This is a genomic window from Pseudomonas sp. 8AS (assembly GCF_902506505.1).
GTDB lineage: Bacteria > Pseudomonadota > Gammaproteobacteria > Pseudomonadales > Pseudomonadaceae > Aquipseudomonas.
The window spans coordinates 1,836,007-1,850,160 of record NZ_LR733406.1 but is presented as its reverse complement, the minus strand read 5'-3'; the positions used below and the strand labels follow the sequence as shown (position 1 = coordinate 1,850,160).

14 protein-coding genes and 1 pseudogene are annotated in these 14,154 nt (G+C 64.5%); 5 read left to right on the top strand and 10 right to left on the bottom strand.

The window, feature by feature from the left end:
- Nucleotides 1-357: 357 nt before the first annotated feature.
- Nucleotides 358-2,049 (bottom strand): long-chain-fatty-acid--CoA ligase FadD1, encoded by a 1,692-nt coding sequence (gene fadD1, locus GV001_RS08660; protein WP_160079229.1) that lies wholly within the window; start codon nt 2,047-2,049, stop codon nt 358-360.
- Nucleotides 2,050-2,287: 238 nt separating this feature from the next.
- Nucleotides 2,288-3,970 carry a long-chain-fatty-acid--CoA ligase FadD2 gene (fadD2, locus tag GV001_RS08655; RefSeq protein WP_160079228.1) on the bottom strand — a complete coding sequence of 561 codons (1,683 nt, stop codon included), beginning with the start codon at nt 3,968-3,970 and terminating at the stop codon, nt 2,288-2,290.
- Nucleotides 3,971-4,166: 196 nt separating this feature from the next.
- Here fadD2 and GV001_RS08650 point away from each other — a divergent pair, with 196 nt between their 5' ends.
- From GV001_RS08650 to GV001_RS08640, 3 genes are all read left to right on the top strand, one after another.
- Nucleotides 4,167-4,901: a transporter substrate-binding domain-containing protein gene (locus tag GV001_RS08650; protein ID WP_160079227.1), complete on the top strand. Its 735-nt coding sequence runs from the start codon at nt 4,167-4,169 to the stop codon at nt 4,899-4,901.
- A 67-nt stretch (nt 4,902-4,968) separates the two neighbouring features.
- The gene (locus GV001_RS08645; RefSeq protein WP_160079226.1) at nt 4,969-5,928 is read left to right on the top strand and encodes an alpha/beta hydrolase; all 960 of its coding nucleotides are present in this window, start codon (nt 4,969-4,971) and stop codon (nt 5,926-5,928) included.
- Nucleotides 5,925-6,395: a MaoC family dehydratase gene (locus GV001_RS08640; RefSeq protein WP_160079225.1), complete on the top strand. Its 471-nt coding sequence runs from the start codon at nt 5,925-5,927 to the stop codon at nt 6,393-6,395. The genes GV001_RS08645 and GV001_RS08640 overlap by 4 nt, the downstream gene beginning before the upstream one ends.
- 52 nt (nt 6,396-6,447) lie before the next feature.
- On the opposite strand, the pseudogene GV001_RS08635 reads toward GV001_RS08640, so the two are convergent.
- The 5 genes and pseudogenes from GV001_RS08635 to GV001_RS08625 all read right to left on the bottom strand — a co-directional run.
- Nucleotides 6,448-6,630, bottom strand: a pseudogene (locus GV001_RS08635) (FUSC family protein); the annotation flags it as partial.
- Nucleotides 6,631-6,784: 154 nt separating this feature from the next.
- On the bottom strand, nt 6,785-6,904 hold the full coding sequence (gene ccoM / locus GV001_RS20250) for a cytochrome c oxidase subunit CcoM (RefSeq protein WP_305984780.1): 120 nt from the start codon (nt 6,902-6,904) through the stop codon (nt 6,785-6,787).
- 166 nt (nt 6,905-7,070) lie between these two features.
- Complete coding sequence (locus tag GV001_RS20005; RefSeq protein ID WP_178091813.1) at nt 7,071-7,232, bottom strand: hypothetical protein; 162 nt, start codon at nt 7,230-7,232, stop codon at nt 7,071-7,073.
- Nucleotides 7,229-7,831: an alpha-ketoglutarate-dependent dioxygenase AlkB gene (locus GV001_RS08630; RefSeq protein ID WP_160079224.1), complete on the bottom strand. Its 603-nt coding sequence runs from the start codon at nt 7,829-7,831 to the stop codon at nt 7,229-7,231. Before GV001_RS08630 ends, GV001_RS20005 begins: the two co-directional genes overlap by 4 nt.
- 33 nt (nt 7,832-7,864) lie before the next feature.
- Nucleotides 7,865-8,170 (bottom strand): aspartate-semialdehyde dehydrogenase, encoded by a 306-nt coding sequence (locus GV001_RS08625; protein ID WP_160079223.1) that lies wholly within the window; start codon nt 8,168-8,170, stop codon nt 7,865-7,867.
- A gap of 197 nt (nt 8,171-8,367) precedes the next feature.
- On the opposite strand from GV001_RS08625, the gene rapA reads away from it, so the two are divergent.
- Nucleotides 8,368-11,211, top strand: coding sequence for an RNA polymerase-associated protein RapA (rapA, locus tag GV001_RS08620; protein ID WP_256664890.1), 2,844 nt, complete (start codon nt 8,368-8,370; stop codon nt 11,209-11,211).
- A gap of 164 nt (nt 11,212-11,375) precedes the next feature.
- Here the strand turns inward: rapA and GV001_RS08615 are convergent, their stop codons facing one another.
- Together GV001_RS08615 and GV001_RS08610 are read right to left on the bottom strand one after the other, a co-directional pair.
- Nucleotides 11,376-12,185, bottom strand: a complete 810-nt coding sequence (locus tag GV001_RS08615; protein WP_160079221.1) for an SDR family oxidoreductase — start codon at nt 12,183-12,185, stop codon at nt 11,376-11,378.
- Nucleotides 12,186-12,480: 295 nt separating this feature from the next.
- Nucleotides 12,481-12,849: a DUF2784 domain-containing protein gene (locus tag GV001_RS08610; RefSeq protein ID WP_160079220.1), complete on the bottom strand. Its 369-nt coding sequence runs from the start codon at nt 12,847-12,849 to the stop codon at nt 12,481-12,483.
- Nucleotides 12,850-13,165: 316 nt separating this feature from the next.
- Between GV001_RS08610 and bfr the strand changes: the two genes are divergently transcribed.
- A complete protein-coding gene (bfr, locus tag GV001_RS08605) occupies nt 13,166-13,636 on the top strand; it encodes a bacterioferritin (protein ID WP_160079219.1) in 471 nt (156 codons plus the stop codon).
- Nucleotides 13,637-13,692: 56 nt separating this feature from the next.
- Here bfr and grxD read toward each other — a convergent pair whose 3' ends face one another.
- A complete protein-coding gene (gene grxD, locus GV001_RS08600; RefSeq protein ID WP_160079218.1) occupies nt 13,693-14,022 on the bottom strand; it encodes a Grx4 family monothiol glutaredoxin in 330 nt (109 codons plus the stop codon).
- Between the last annotated feature and the right edge of the window lie 132 nt (nt 14,023-14,154).

Below are 14,154 nucleotides of genomic sequence, written 5' to 3'. Positions count from 1 at the left end.
GCCGCCCGGGGCGCGCAGTACGGCCGGCCGGCCGCCCGATCTGGCAAGTATTCCTGACAGCCGCCCAAAAGCCGGCCGATGGCCTGTTCCCAATCCATCCGCGTAATGATTTGTTTACAGGGTGGTACGCCAGCCTGCCAGCGCTGCTGTCGCAGGGGGCAGGCCGGAGAGGAATCGCAGCCTGGCGGTCGGCCAGAAGTCCCGATCTACTCGCAGCAGCTCGGCGCGCCGCGGACTCCCCTTAGGCCCTCAGCACCCTAGCTGTCTGCTGGGGGTGGCGCACCGGTAGCGGCAAAAGCACTACGCAGAAACGACAAAGCCCCGCCGAAGCGGGGCTTTATCTTTGCAGCGCAGGCGTCAGGCCTTGGCGGCGATCTTCTTCAGCTCCTCGTCACGCAGCTCGCGACGCAGGATCTTGCCGACGTTGGTGGTCGGCAGGCTGTCGCGGAACTCCACGGCGCGCGGTACCTTGTAGCCGGTGAGGTTGGCACGCATGTGCTCCATCACCTGCTCCTTGGTCAGGCTTTCGCCCGGCTTGACCACCACGAAGACCTTGATCGCCTCACCGGACTTCTCGTCCGGCACGCCGATGGCGGCGCACAGCAGCACGCCCGGCAGGGTCACCAGCACGTCTTCCAGCTCGTTCGGGTAGACGTTGAAGCCGGACACCAGAATCATGTCCTTCTTGCGGTCGACGATGCGCATGTAGCCGTCGGCCTGGATCACCGCGATATCGCCGGTCTTCAGCCAGCCATCCTTGTCGAGCATCTCGTCGGTGGCGTCCTGGCGCTGCCAGTAGCCCTTCATCACCTGCGGGCCCTTGACGCACAGCTCGCCACGCTCGCCCACCGGCAGGTCGTTGCCGGCGTCGTCGATGACCTTGCACAGGGTCGACGGCACCGGAATGCCGATGGTGCCGATCTGGATGTTCTGGAACGGGTTGACCGAGACCACCGGGCTGGTTTCGGTCATGCCGTAACCTTCACAGATGGCGCAGCCGGTGACTTCCTTCCAGCGCTCGGCTGCGGCCAGCTGCAGGGCCATGCCGCCGGACAGGGTCAGCTTCAGCGCGGAGAAGTCCAGCTTGCGGAAGTCTTCGCTGTTGCACAGGGCGACGAACAGGGTGTTGAGGCCGACGAAGGCGCTGAACTTCCAGTTGCCCAGTTCCTTCACGGTGCCCGGCAGGTCGCGCGGGTTGGTGATCAGGATGTTGTGGTTGCCGGTCAGCATCATCGCCATGCAATGGAAGGTGAAGGCGTAGATGTGGTACAGCGGCAGCGGGCAGATGACGATCTCGCAACCCTCGTTGAGGTTGGAGCCCATCAGCGCCTTGGCCTGCAGCATGTTGGCGATCAGGTTGCGGTGGGTCAGCATCGCGCCCTTGGCCACGCCGGTGGTACCACCGGTGTACTGCAGCACGGCGACGTCGCCATTGCTCGGGCTGGCTTCCTTGACCGGCTTGCCGCGGCCCTTGGCCAGGGCCTCGTTGATCTTCACCGCCTGCGGCAGGTTGTAGGCCGGCACCATCTTCTTCACGTGCTTGACCACGAAGTTGACCAAGGTGCGCTTGAGCAGCGGCAGCAGGTCGGCGACTTCGGTGACTACCACATGCTTGATGCCGGTCTTGGGCAGCACTTCCTCGGCCAGGTGGGCCATGTTGGCCAGGCACACCAGGGCCTTGGCGCCGGAGTCGTTGAACTGGTGTTCCATCTCCCGCGCGGTGTACAGCGGGTTGGTGTTGACCACCACCAGGCCTGCACGCAGCGCGCCGAATACCACCACCGGGTATTGCAGGACGTTGGGCAGCTGCACGGCGATGCGGTCGCCAGGCTGAAGGTCGGTGTGATTCTGCAGATAGGCGGCGAACGCGCCGGACAACTCGTACAGCTCACCGTAGGTGAGTGTCTTGCCCAGGTTGCTGAACGCAGGCTTGTCGGCAAAGCGTTGGCAGGACTGTTTCAGTACCGCCTGAATATTGGGGTACTGATCGGCATCGATCTCGGCAGCGATCCCGACTGGGTACTTGTCCTTCCAGAAGTTCTCGGTCATGGAAGCCTACTCCTGAGCAACAGCTTATTTACACCACGCAAGGGCGGTTAATTATTGTGTTTGGCGGGCCGATCCAGAGCCGGATCGACGAAAAAACCGCGCCGAGAGTAGCAGCTTTGCCAAACAGCGACTAGCACCAAACCTGCCCTGATCGGTCACAAAAATGACCGCTCATTGTTTAACGGTCATTTTCTTGACTGCTTGGAAAAACCCAGCGAACTCAGGCAAGCCGTGGCTTTCAGGCGATATCGCGGAGTTCGCGACGGAGAATCTTGCCGACCGGGGTCATCGGCAAGGCGTCCTTGAAGACGATGTGCTTGGGCACCTTGTAGCCGGTGAAGTTCTCCCGACAGTAGGCCTTCAGCTCGTCCAGGCTAACCCCGCCCTCGCGCGGCACGACGAACAGCTTGACCGCCTCGCCGGACTTCTCGTCCGGCACGCCGATGGCCGCGCAGCTGGCGACTTTCGGGTGGGCCATGACCACGTCCTCGATCTCGTTGGGGTACACGTTGAAGCCGGAGACGATGATCATGTCCTTCTTGCGGTCGACGATGCGCACGTAGCCGTCCGGGTCGATCACCGCCACGTCGCCGGTCTTGAACCAGCCTTCGTCATCCAGCACCTCGGCGGTCGCCTCGGGGCGCTGCCAGTAGCCCTTCATCACCTGCGGGCCCTTGATGCACAGCTCACCGCGCTCGCCGATCGGCTGCTCGACGCCATCGTCGTCGATCACCTTGAGCGTGGTGCCGGCCACCGGGATGCCCACGGTGCCCAGGCGCGCCAGCTTGCCGTAGCAGTTGGTGGTGGCCACCGGCGAGGTCTCGGTGAGGCCGTAGCCCTCGACGATCGGGCAACCGGTCATCTGCTGCCAGCGCTCGGCGGTGGCCTTGACCAGCGCGGTGCCGCCGGAGTTGGTCAGCTTGAGGCGGGAGAAGTCCAGGTTCTTGAACTCGGGGTGGTCCATCAGCGCGACGAACAGGGTGTTGAGGCCGAGCAGCGCGGAGAACTGCCACTTGCCCAGCTCCTTGATGAAACCGGCGATGTCGCGCGGGTTGGTGATCAGCACGTTGTGGTTGCCGCTGACCATCATGCACATGCAGTTCGCGGTGAAGGCATAGATATGGTACAGCGGCAGCGGCGCGATCATGATCTCGCCGCCTTCGCGCATCAGCGGCAGGCCGTCCTCGCCGGTCTGCTGCAGGCAGTTGTGCACCTGCTGCATGTTGGCCACCAGGTTGCCGTGGGTGAGCATGGCGCCCTTGGCCACCCCGGTGGTGCCGCCGGTGTACTGCAGCACGGCGATGTCGTCGAAGCCGACCTTGACCGGCTTCAGGCCATGGCCCTGACCCAGCACGTCCTTGAAGCGAACGGCCTGCGGCAGGTGGAAGTCCGGCACCAGCTTCTTCACCTTCTTCACCAGGGTGTTGACCAGCCAGCCCTTGAGGCTCGGCATCAGGTCGCCCATGCGCGCCTCGATCAGGTACTCGATGTCGCTGTCGGGCAGCACTTCCTGCACCGACTTGCCGAAGGTGTTGAGGTACACCAGGGCACGCACGCCGGCATCCTTGAACTGGTGGCGCATCTCGCGCACGGTGTACAGCGGATTGGTGTTGACCACGATCAGCCCGGCGCGCATGGCGCCGAACACGGCGATCGGGTACTGCAGGATATTGGGCATCTGCACGGCGATGCGGTCGCCGGGCACCAGGTCGGTGTTCTTCTGCAGCCAGGCGGCGAAGGCCGCGGAATGGCGCTCCAGCTCGGCATAGCTGAGCGTCACCCCGAGGTTGCTGAAGGCCGGGCGATCGGCGAATTTCTTGCAGGAGCGTTCGAACACTTCGACTACCGAACGGTAGCTGGAGAGATCGAGCTGGCTGGATACCCCGGCCGGACGTTTGTCGTCCCAGAAGTCAGGTTGCATTGTTGTTATTCCCCTTGACCTGAAAAGGCTAACCGGCCGCCTGTGACGCAGCCGGGCTGCCACGGAACTTAGCAGCTCCGCCGGCGCCGGCAAATAGCCGGAGCCGGTCATTGACCCCATGAATCTTGCGCAGTGCAGCAGAACGATCATCATCCCGTTAAGCTATTGCCACCCATGATCCTGCCGCGTCGTTCACATGCTCCTACGCTGCTGCACCGCGTTTCTCTCCTTCTGGCTGTGCCTTGCGGCAGCAGCGGGTGAAGTACGCCTGGCCACCCTCGAGTATCCCCCCTACAGCTCCCAGCACCTGCCGGCCGGCGGCAGCATCGTCGAGCTGACCCAGCGCGCCTTCGCCACCCAGGGCCACACGGCCCGGATGGACTTCCTGCCCTGGGCGCGGGTCCGAGCCGAGTTGCGCAACGGCCTGTACCAGGGGGCCCTGGCGCTCTGGCCGCAAGAGATCATCGAGGAGCATCTGGTCGCTTCGCGGCCGCTGTTCTACAGCCAGCTGGGATTCTTCGTGCGCCAGGACAGCCCGGTGCCTTTCGCCACCCTGGCCGAGCTGCGCGGCCAACGGGTCGGTGTGGTACGCGGCTACGGTTATCCGCCCCGTCTGCTGCGCTCGGGCCTGATTGCCGAGGAAGCCGTGGACGACATCAGCAACCTGCGCAAACTGGCGGCGCGGCGGTTCGACCTGGTATTGCTGGAGCGCATCGTCGGCCAGCACCTGATCGAGGCTGATCCAGCCTTGCGCGGCCGCCTGACCTGGCAGGAACCGGCAGTGGCGCGCGTTCCGCTGTTCGTCGGTTTCATCCCGGCGCAAGCCGGCCAGCCCGACTGGGCGCAGATTTTCGCCCGCGGCCTGGCCGAGCTGCACAGCAACGGCGAATACACCCGCATTCTCCAGCGCCACGCCGGCGCCGCGCCCTGAACAAGCGCTTTGCCTGCCCCGCCAAGGCATGCACAATGCCGTGATACCCAGGGCACAAGGACCCGCCATGCAACACGCAGAGTTCTGGTTGAGCACACCCGACGGCAGCCAGCTGTTCGTCAACCACTGGCATGCCGACAGCCCGCCCAAGGCCGTGGTGATGATCGCCCACGGCATGGCCGAACACAGCGCCCGCTATGCCCGCCTGGCCGCTGCCCTGGTAGCCGATGGCTTTGCCGTGTACGCCCACGACCAGCGCGGCCACGGCCGCACCGCCGAACGCGGTGTACTCGGCCATTACGCCGACGAAGGCGGCTGGCACAAGGTGGTTGGCGACCTGGCCTGCCTCAATCACCATATCCGCCAGCAGCATCCGCGGGTGCCGATCTTCCTGCTGGCGCACAGCATGGGCAGCTACATCGCCCAGGCCTACCTGATGCAGCACAGCTGCAGCCTGCAGGGCGCCATCCTGTCCGGCTCGAACTACCAGCCGCTGGCCCTGTACCGCGCGGCCAGCCTGATCGCCCGCTTCGAGCGTTGGCGCCAGGGCCCGCTGGGGCACAGCAAGCTGATCGACTTCCTTTCGTTCGGCTCGTTCAACAAGGCCTTCAAGCCCAACCGCACCGCCTTCGACTGGCTCAGCCGCGACCCGGCCGAAGTCGACAAGTACATTGCCGACCCACTGTGCGGTTTTCTCTGCAGCAACCAGCTGTGGGTCGACCTGATCGGCGGCTTCCAGCAGATCACCCCGGTCAAGCACCTGGCGCAGATCGACAGCGACCTGCCGCTGCTGGTGGTCGGCGGCTCGCGTGACCCGGTCAGCCAGGGCAAGCGTCTTGCTGATCTGGCCGGTGCCCTGCGCACCGCCGGCATCCGCGATGTGCAGCTGCAGATTTACCCCGACGCCCGTCACGAGATCCTCAACGAGAGCAATCGCGACCAAGTCACCGACCACCTGCGCACCTGGCTGAACGCGGCCCTGAGCCGTCGCCGGGAGTGCCCCGACCCCACCAAGGAGCCCCTATGACCCAGGTCAGCAACATCCCCTACGACGCCCTCGAAGTCGGCCAGCAGGCCAGTTTCGAGAAGACCGTGGAAGAGCGCGACATCCAGCTGTTCGCCGCCGTTTCCGGCGACAACAACCCGGTACACCTGGACGCCGCCTTCGCCGCCGAGACGCTGTTCAAGGAACGCATCGCCCACGGCATGTTCAGCGGTGCGCTGATCAGCGCGGCGATCGCCTGCCGCCTGCCCGGCCCGGGCACCATCTACCTGGGCCAGAGCCTGAAGTTCACCCGCCCGGTGAAGCTCGGCGACACCCTCACGGTCAAGCTGGAAGTCCTCGAGAAGCTGCCCAAGGGCCGCGTCAAGCTGGCCACCCGCGTGTTCAACCAGAACGACGAGCAGGTGGTCGACGGCGAAGCCGAAGTGCTCGCCCCACGCGCCGCGCAGACCCTGACCATGCCGGCCATGCCGCAGGTGACCATCGGCTGACCAGTCAGGCTGCCGTCCGCTGCACCACGCGCAGCGGACGCACGGGCCCGGCGCCTGGCAGGCGCACCAGGCCCTTCTGCACCGCCATGCCGACCAGCGGCTGGGCGACGATGAAAGCCGTCATCAGCGCCACTGCGCTTGCTCCGGGCCGAAACGCAGCGCGCACCAGAACGCCAGGCCGCCGGCCAGGGGGGGGCTTGGTGGCGAACTGGATGGTCTGCGGCGCAGGCGCCACGAAAGCCTGAGCCTAGGCGGAACTCTGAAACGCCAGCCAATTGCTAGCCGGCCAACTACAAATCCGGAAGGATTCCTGCCACCTTTTCGACAGACAAAAAAATGGGCGACCGAAGTCGCCCTAAATTGCCTTGCGTGCTCTGTACCGGGAAGGATTAATTCGACTTGGTCTTCTTGTGCGCATCCTTCCAGATGAAGTAACCGACGCCACCGAAGAAGGCGACCATCAACAAAACTGTACCGATACCGGCGAGTACCACTGTATCGACGAACATGGCTGCCTCCTTGTGCAATCCCCTGTTGGATGGCTTCAAGGTAGCGCAGGCACGGGGATGGAAATTGACCGGGGTCAATGTCCGTGCGGGGCAGTGAGCGGGAGGTGGTGCGGGCGTTGATCTGGGTCAAGTTTGCCGAGGGGCTGGCGCCCTGCCCGGCCGGTTGTCAGCGTTTCTTCGGCTTGGCCTTGGCCTTCTTCCTGGCCTTGGGCAATGGCAGCGCCTGCTCGAAGGCCTGGCGCATCTCGTCGAGTTTCTTGTCGTGCAGGTCGTGGATGCGCTTGCCGCGTTCAGCGCTGAAGTCGATCAGTTTGTCGTCGTTGCTCATGACTGCGTCCGGATCAGGCGAAAAGTGAGGTTGAGGCGTGGCGCCACCGGCTGGGCGGTTTTCGCCACCTGATGCTGCCAATGATGCTGGGTTGCGCCGCGCATGACCAGCAGCGTGCCATGCTCGAGCGGCAGCGAGTGCTCGATGCGGCTGTGGCCCTTGCGGCGCAGGTCGAAGCGCCGGCTGCCGCCCAGGCTGAGCGAGGCCACCAGCGGCTCAGCCCCCAGCTCGGGCTCGTCGTCGCTGTGCCAGCCCATGGAATCCTGGCCGTCGCGGTAATAGTTGAGCAGCACGCCGTTGAGCGCCTGCCCCGCCACCGCCTCGACCCGGGCGCGAATCTCGGCCAGCAGCGGCGTCCACGGCAGCGGCTGGTGAACCAGTCCGGAATAGCGGTAGCTGGCCTCGGCATCGCCATACCAGGCGACCAGACGCGGCACCGGGTAGAGACGGCCATGCAGGCACACCTGCGGCTGGGTCCAGGGCGTCTGCGCCAGCAACTGTTGCAGCCAGCGATCGGCACAGGCGGGCGCCAGCCAGTGCCGGCGCAGATCCAGGTCGGCATCGGCCAGTTGCAAGGGCAGGTCGTCGAACAGCTCCATGGGCTCAGCCAGCGCCCGGGCTTAGGCGCCGCATCATACTTCCACGTCCACCCACAGGCCCTGGCGCGGCAGCTCCTCGAGGTTCTGCTGCTCGGCCTGGGAGGCCTGCGCCTCAGCTTCGAGCAGGTCCTCCGGGCTGCTGTAGCCACGCCGCTGGCGCCGGCGCTGCTCCTCGCGCAGGAGCATCTCGCTTTCCTGGGGATGGCGCTTGTCCAGCTCCACCGCGCTTTCCTTGGCACTCTCGCTGACCGGAGTCACCGGGGGAATCTCCGGACGCGGCTTGGGCACGTCCTGCTGGACGGTCACCGGCTGCAGGCTGTGCGGAATGGGCGGCAGCATAATTGTTCCTCCCGAGTTCTATTGCTGCTGTCGGCTGGACGGCGCTCAACTTGAGCGCACGCTCGCTACACTTTGGACTCGGGCCTGGCCGATTGATTCAGGGCAAAGGCGCAAGTAGCGTCGCTCTGCGCGCGGCGTTCCGTTACCATACGCGGCTTTTTTCGCAGCTGGGGCAATTCATGGCAAGTAGTGGCACTGTGCAGCAGTATCAACCGGGGCAGCGCTGGATCAGCGACAGCGAAGCCGAACTGGGCCTGGGCACCATCCTCACCTCGGACGGGCGCCTGCTCACCGTGCTCTACCCGGCCACCGGGGAGACCCGCCAGTATTCCCTGCGCAACGCCCCGCTGACACGCGTGCGCTTCGCCCCGGGTGACGAGATCACCCACTTCGAAGGCTGGAAGATGACCGTGCAGGAAGTCGAGGACGTCGACGGCCTGCTGGTCTACCACGGTTTCGATGCCCAGCACGCGCCCTACAGCCTGCCGGAAACCCAGCTGTCCAACTTCATCCAGTTCCGCCTGGCCAGCGACCGCCTGTTCGCCGGGCAGATCGACCCGCTGAGCTGGTTTTCCCTGCGCTACCACAGCCTCGAACACCAGAGCCGCCTGCTCCAGTCCAACCTCTGGGGCCTGGGTGGCGCGCGCGCCCAGCCGATTGCCCACCAGCTGCATATCGCCCGCGAAGTGGCCGACCGAGTCGCCCCGCGCGTGCTGCTGGCCGACGAAGTGGGCCTGGGCAAGACCATCGAGGCCGGCCTGGTGATCCACCGCCAGCTGCTCAGCGGCCGCGCCTCGCGGGTGCTGATCCTGGTGCCGGAGAACCTGCAGCACCAGTGGTTGGTGGAAATGCGCCGACGCTTCAACCTGGAAGTAGCGCTGTTCGACGCCGAACGCTTCGTCGAAAGCGACGCCGACAACCCCTTCGAAGACACCCAGCTGGCGCTGGTCTCGCTGGAATGGCTGAAGCGCAGCGACAAGGCACAGGACGCCGCCTTCGCCGCCGGCTGGGACCTGCTGGTGGTCGACGAGGCCCACCACCTGGTCTGGCACCCGGAAAAGGCCAGCGACGAATACCGCCTGGTCGAGCAACTGGCCGAGCTGATCCCCGGCGTGCTGCTGCTCACCGCCACCCCGGAACAGCTGGGCCTGGAAAGCCACTTTGCGCGCCTGCGCCTGCTCGACCCCAACCGCTTCCATGACCTCGACGCCTTCCGCGCCGAGAGCGCCAACTACCGCCCGGTCGCCGAAGCGGTGCAGGAACTGCTCGACGAAGGTCGTCTGTCGGAGCAGGCCCACGCCACCATCCACGGCTTCCTCGGCGCCGAGGGCGAAGCTTTGCTGGCCGCGGTCAACGATGGCGACACCGAAGCCGCGGCACGCCTGATCCGCGAGCTGCTCGATCGCCACGGTACCGGCCGCCTGCTGTTCCGCAACACCCGCGCCGCGGTGCAGGGTTTCCCCCAGCGCGAGCTGCACGCCTACCCGCTGGCCAATCCGATGGAGTACATGGAGCTGCCGCTCGGCGAGCATGCCGACCTGTACCCGGAAGTCAGCTACCAGGCCCAGCAGGAAGGTGGCGAGGACGAGCGCTGGTGGAAGTTCGATCCGCGCGTCGACTGGCTGATCGACACCCTGAAGATGCTCAAGAAGTTCAAGGTGCTGGTGATCTGCGCCCACGCCGAGACCGCCCTGGACCTGGCCGACGGCCTGCGCGTGCGTTCCGGCATCCCGGCTACGGTGTTCCACGAGGGCATGAACATCCTCGAGCGCGACCGCGCCGCCGCCTACTTCGCCGACGAGGAATTCGGCGCCCAGGTGCTGATCTGCTCCGAGATCGGCTCCGAAGGCCGCAACTTCCAGTTCAGCCACCATCTGGTGCTGTTCGACCTGCCGGCCCACCCGGATCTGCTCGAACAGCGCATCGGCCGCCTCGACCGCATCGGCCAGAAGCATGTGATCCAGCTGCACGTGCCGTACCTGGAGAACAGCCCGCAGGAACGCCTGTTCCAGTGGTACCACCAGGCGCTGAACGCCTTCCTCGCCACCTGCCCGACCGGCAACGCCCTGCAGCACCAGTTCGGCCCGCGCCTGCTGCCGCTGCTGGAAGAAAGCGATGGCGGCGACTGGCAGGGCCTGCTGGACGAGGCCACGGCCGAGCGCAAACGCCTGGAAGGCGAGCTGCACAGCGGCCGCGACCGCCTGCTGGAGCTCAACTCCGGCGGCTCCGGCGAAGGCCAGCAACTGGTCGAGGACATCCTCGAGCAGGACGACCAGTTCGCCCTGCCGATCTACATGGAAGAGCTGTTCGACGCCTATGGCATCGACAGCGAAGATCACTCGGAAAACGCCCTGGTGTTGCGCCCCAGCGAGAAGATGCTGGACGCCAGCTTCCCGCTTGGCGACGACGAGGCGGTCACCGTCACCTACGACCGCAACCAGGCCCTGGCCCGCGAAGACATGCAGTTCCTCACCTGGGAACACCCCATGGTCCAGGGCGGCATGGACCTGGTGCTGTCCGGCTCGATGGGCAACACCGCAGTGGCGCTGATCAAGAACAAGGCGCTGAAACCCGGCACCGTGCTGCTCGAACTGCTCTATGTTAGCGAAGTGGTCGCCCCGCGTTCGCTGCAGCTCGGCCGCTACCTGCCGCCGGTGGCCCTGCGCTGCCTGCTCGACGGCAACGGCAACGACCTGGCCGCGCGCGTGGCCTTCGAGACCCTCAACGACCAGCTGGAAAGCGTGCCACGGGCCAGTGCCAACAAGTTCGTGCAGGCCCAGCGCGAAGTGCTGAGCAAGCAGATCAACACCGCCGAGGCGAAGATCCTGCCGCGCCACACCCAGCGCGTAGATGAAGCGCGCCAGCGTTTCAGCGCCGGCCTGGACGAGGAAATCGCCCGTTTGACTGCCCTGCAGGCGGTCAACCCGAGCGTGCGCGACAGCGAGATCGAAGCCCTGCGCAAGCAGCGCAGCAGCGGTCTGAGCTTCTTCGAGAAAGCCGCCATGCGCCTGGAGGCGATCCGCGTACTGGTCGCCGGCTGACCTAGTAGACAGCCCGCAGGATGGGTTGAGGCGCTTGGCGCCGATACCCATCTTCTGCTCGATGGGTATCGCTGCGCTCAACCCATCCTACGGATTCCGCCTTGCAAGACGTCTGAAAACGAATAGGGGCAGCCTTGGCTGCCCCTTTTTCATGCCCGCCGAAATCAGGCGGCGCCCATCTTGCTGCGCATCTTCTCGCACATCACAGTCATTTCGTTATAGATCGCCTGCGGGTTCTGCCGCTTGATCTGCCAGGCCATGCGCCCCTGCTCGTGCGGCAGGATCATGAACTCGCCCTTGGCCACTTCCTGATAGATGTAGTCGGCGATATCCGCGGCGCTGATCGGGCTCTGCTCCAGCAGCTTGCCGACCTGCTGCTTCATCGCCGGGGTCGGGCCACGGAAGGAATCGAGCAGGTTGGTCTGGAAGAACGACGGGCAGACCACGTGCACACTGACGCCTTGCGGCTTGAGTTCGGGCAGCAGGCTCTCGGACAAGGCCACCACGCCGGCCTTGGCCACGTTGTAGTTGCTCATCGCCGGACCCTGCATCAACGCGGCCATGGAGGCGATGTTGATGATGCGCCCCTTGCTCTGCAGCAGCAGCGGCAGGAAGGCCTTGCAGCCTTTGACCACGCCCATCAGGTTGATCGCCAGCTGCCAGTCCCAGTCTTCCAGGCTGAGGTCGCCGAAGAAGCCGCCGGCCGACACTCCGGCATTGTTGACCAGTACATCGAGGCCGCCGAAACGCTCCTCGCAGGCCTGGGCCACGGCGGTCAGCTGGCTGTAGTCGCGCACGTCGCAACGCAGGGTGAAGCCATCGCCACCGGCCGCGCGCACCAGCTGCAGGGTTTCCGCCAAACCGCTCTCGTTGACGTCGGCCAGGGCCAGTTGCCAGCCTTCGCGCGCCCAGCGCAGGGCTATTTCACGTCCCAGGCCGGAACCGGCCCCGGTAATCATCATGCGCTTTTGCATTGTCTACAGCCTTGTTGTCTGGTGAGGATGCCCAGAGTGTAACCAAGGCTGGCGCGGCGGCCCTGCTGCATCAAGCCGCTGAATGACGGGCAAGAAAGCGCCCCCAGCTCTGGCAGGCCTCCGCTTGCGCCTCTCAGCGCCCGTTCACTATCTAAGAATCTGTTTAGGGTCTTTTGAGCTAGAGCCAGGTAAGGCGAAATTGGGCGAGGACGCGGAGTTTACGAGGTGTAAATGAGCAGTCCGAGCCCAATTTCAACGCAGCATGGCCGACGATCAAGAGATCCGAGACAGGTTCTCAGCGCCTGCGCCGCGCGCGCCACAGCAGCCACAGATAGATCGGCAGATTGACCAGCAGCACCAGCACGCCCAGCCACACCTGGCTCTGCGCCGTGAGGCCGGCCGGGTAGATCAGCGGAATCAGGTAGTGCTCGATGAAACCGTCGCTGTAGCCCACCTGCCCCGCCGCCTGGCGCAACTGGTTCTCCAGGGGCGTCAACGGGCAGTACAGCTGCAACAGCTCCACAGTCGCCGCCCAGGCCACCGCCGGCACATGCAGCAGGGCGAGCCAGCGCCAGCGCAACAGCAGCAGCGCGCCGAACAGCACGAACAGGATGAAACCCAGGTGCACCAGCACCACGGCATCGGCCGCCAGACGCGCCATCATCAGCACCAGCCTCCTTTACGCCACCCGCCGCCAGTAACCAGCCAGCCTACGGCGTTGCCAAATATCATGCCCTGCATTCCCGCTTTTCCCTGCACAGTTCGTCGCGCCATCCGGCGACCGCCCGGAAGGCAGGCCCGCCACTGTTCTTGAGACCCTGCACTTATCCACCGGTTTCAATGGCTTAGCGTCCGGATGCGGAACTTAAGCATTCTTACTTTTATTAAATATCGTATGTTTTTCAGATACTTAGATTTGACGAAGAACAACTCCCGGAGCAGACTCAAACGTTATTCAAACCCGCTCAGCGAGGCCAGCCATGAAAGGCGACAAGAAAGTCATCCAACATCTGAACAAGATCCTTGGCAACGAGCTGGTGGCCATCAACCAATACTTCCTGCACGCGCGCATGTATGAGGACTGGGGCCTGAAAAAACTCGGCGAGCACGAGTATCACGAATCGATCGACGAGATGAAGCATGCGGACAAGCTGATCAAGCGCATCCTCTTCCTCGAAGGCCTGCCCAACCTGCAGGACCTAGGCAAGCTGATGATCGGCGAGAACACCAAGGAGATGCTGGCCAGCGACCTCAAGCTGGAACACCAGGCCATTCCCGACCTGAAAGCCGCCATCGCCTACTGCGAGAGCGTCGGCGACTACGGCACCCGCGAGCTGCTGGAAGACATCCTCGAATCCGAGGAAGAGCACATCGACTGGCTGGAGACCCAGATCGGCCTGATCGACAAGATCGGCCTGGAAAACTACCTGCAATCGCAGATGGACGAATAAACCGGCGCGTATGAAAAAGCCCCGCAGATGCGGGGCTTTTTCATTGCAGCGGCGAATTACTCGGCGCTGGCTTTCTGTGCGGCTTCCTTGATCAGGGTCTGCAGCTCACCCTTCTCGAACATCTCGGTCATGATGTCGCTGCCGCCGACCAGCTCACCGGCCACCCACAGCTGCGGGAAGGTCGGCCAGTTGGCGTACTTCGGCAGGTTGGCGCGGATTTCCGGGTTCTGCAGGATGTCCACATAGGCGAACTTCTCGCCACAGGCCATCACCACCTGCGCGGCCTTCGACGAAAAACCGCACTGCGGCGCATTCGGCGAGCCTTTCATGTACAGCAGGATGGTGTTGTTGGCGATCTGCTCTTTGATGGTATCGATAATATCCACGACTCACCTCGTCTGAACTTTCCCGGACTGCACCGGACTGGATGGGGCGATTGTAACCGAAAATCCCAGTTGCGGGCTCGGGTTAAGCCGGCACATTCGCCCCCTCGCCCGCCAGCCATGGCCACGCCTGCC

Bases quoted from the DNA above. Each gene is read 5' to 3' on its own strand.
- fadD1 (WP_160079229.1), bottom strand. From the start codon at position 2,049: ATGACCGAGAACTTCTGGAAGGACAAGTACCCAGTCGGGATCGCTGCC.
- fadD2 (WP_160079228.1), bottom strand. From the start codon at position 3,970: ATGCAACCTGACTTCTGGGACGACAAACGTCCGGCCGGGGTATCCAGC.
- GV001_RS08650 (WP_160079227.1), top strand. From the start codon at position 4,167: ATGCTCCTACGCTGCTGCACCGCGTTTCTCTCCTTCTGGCTGTGCCTT.
- GV001_RS08645 (WP_160079226.1), top strand. From the start codon at position 4,969: ATGCAACACGCAGAGTTCTGGTTGAGCACACCCGACGGCAGCCAGCTG.
- GV001_RS08640 (WP_160079225.1), top strand. From the start codon at position 5,925: ATGACCCAGGTCAGCAACATCCCCTACGACGCCCTCGAAGTCGGCCAG.
- ccoM (WP_305984780.1), bottom strand. From the start codon at position 6,904: ATGTTCGTCGATACAGTGGTACTCGCCGGTATCGGTACAGTTTTGTTG.
- GV001_RS20005 (WP_178091813.1), bottom strand. From the start codon at position 7,232: ATGAGCAACGACGACAAACTGATCGACTTCAGCGCTGAACGCGGCAAG.
- GV001_RS08630 (WP_160079224.1), bottom strand. From the start codon at position 7,831: ATGGAGCTGTTCGACGACCTGCCCTTGCAACTGGCCGATGCCGACCTG.
- GV001_RS08625 (WP_160079223.1), bottom strand. From the start codon at position 8,170: ATGCTGCCGCCCATTCCGCACAGCCTGCAGCCGGTGACCGTCCAGCAG.
- GV001_RS08615 (WP_160079221.1), bottom strand. From the start codon at position 12,185: ATGCAAAAGCGCATGATGATTACCGGGGCCGGTTCCGGCCTGGGACGT.
- GV001_RS08610 (WP_160079220.1), bottom strand. From the start codon at position 12,849: ATGATGGCGCGTCTGGCGGCCGATGCCGTGGTGCTGGTGCACCTGGGT.
- bfr (WP_160079219.1), top strand. From the start codon at position 13,166: ATGAAAGGCGACAAGAAAGTCATCCAACATCTGAACAAGATCCTTGGC.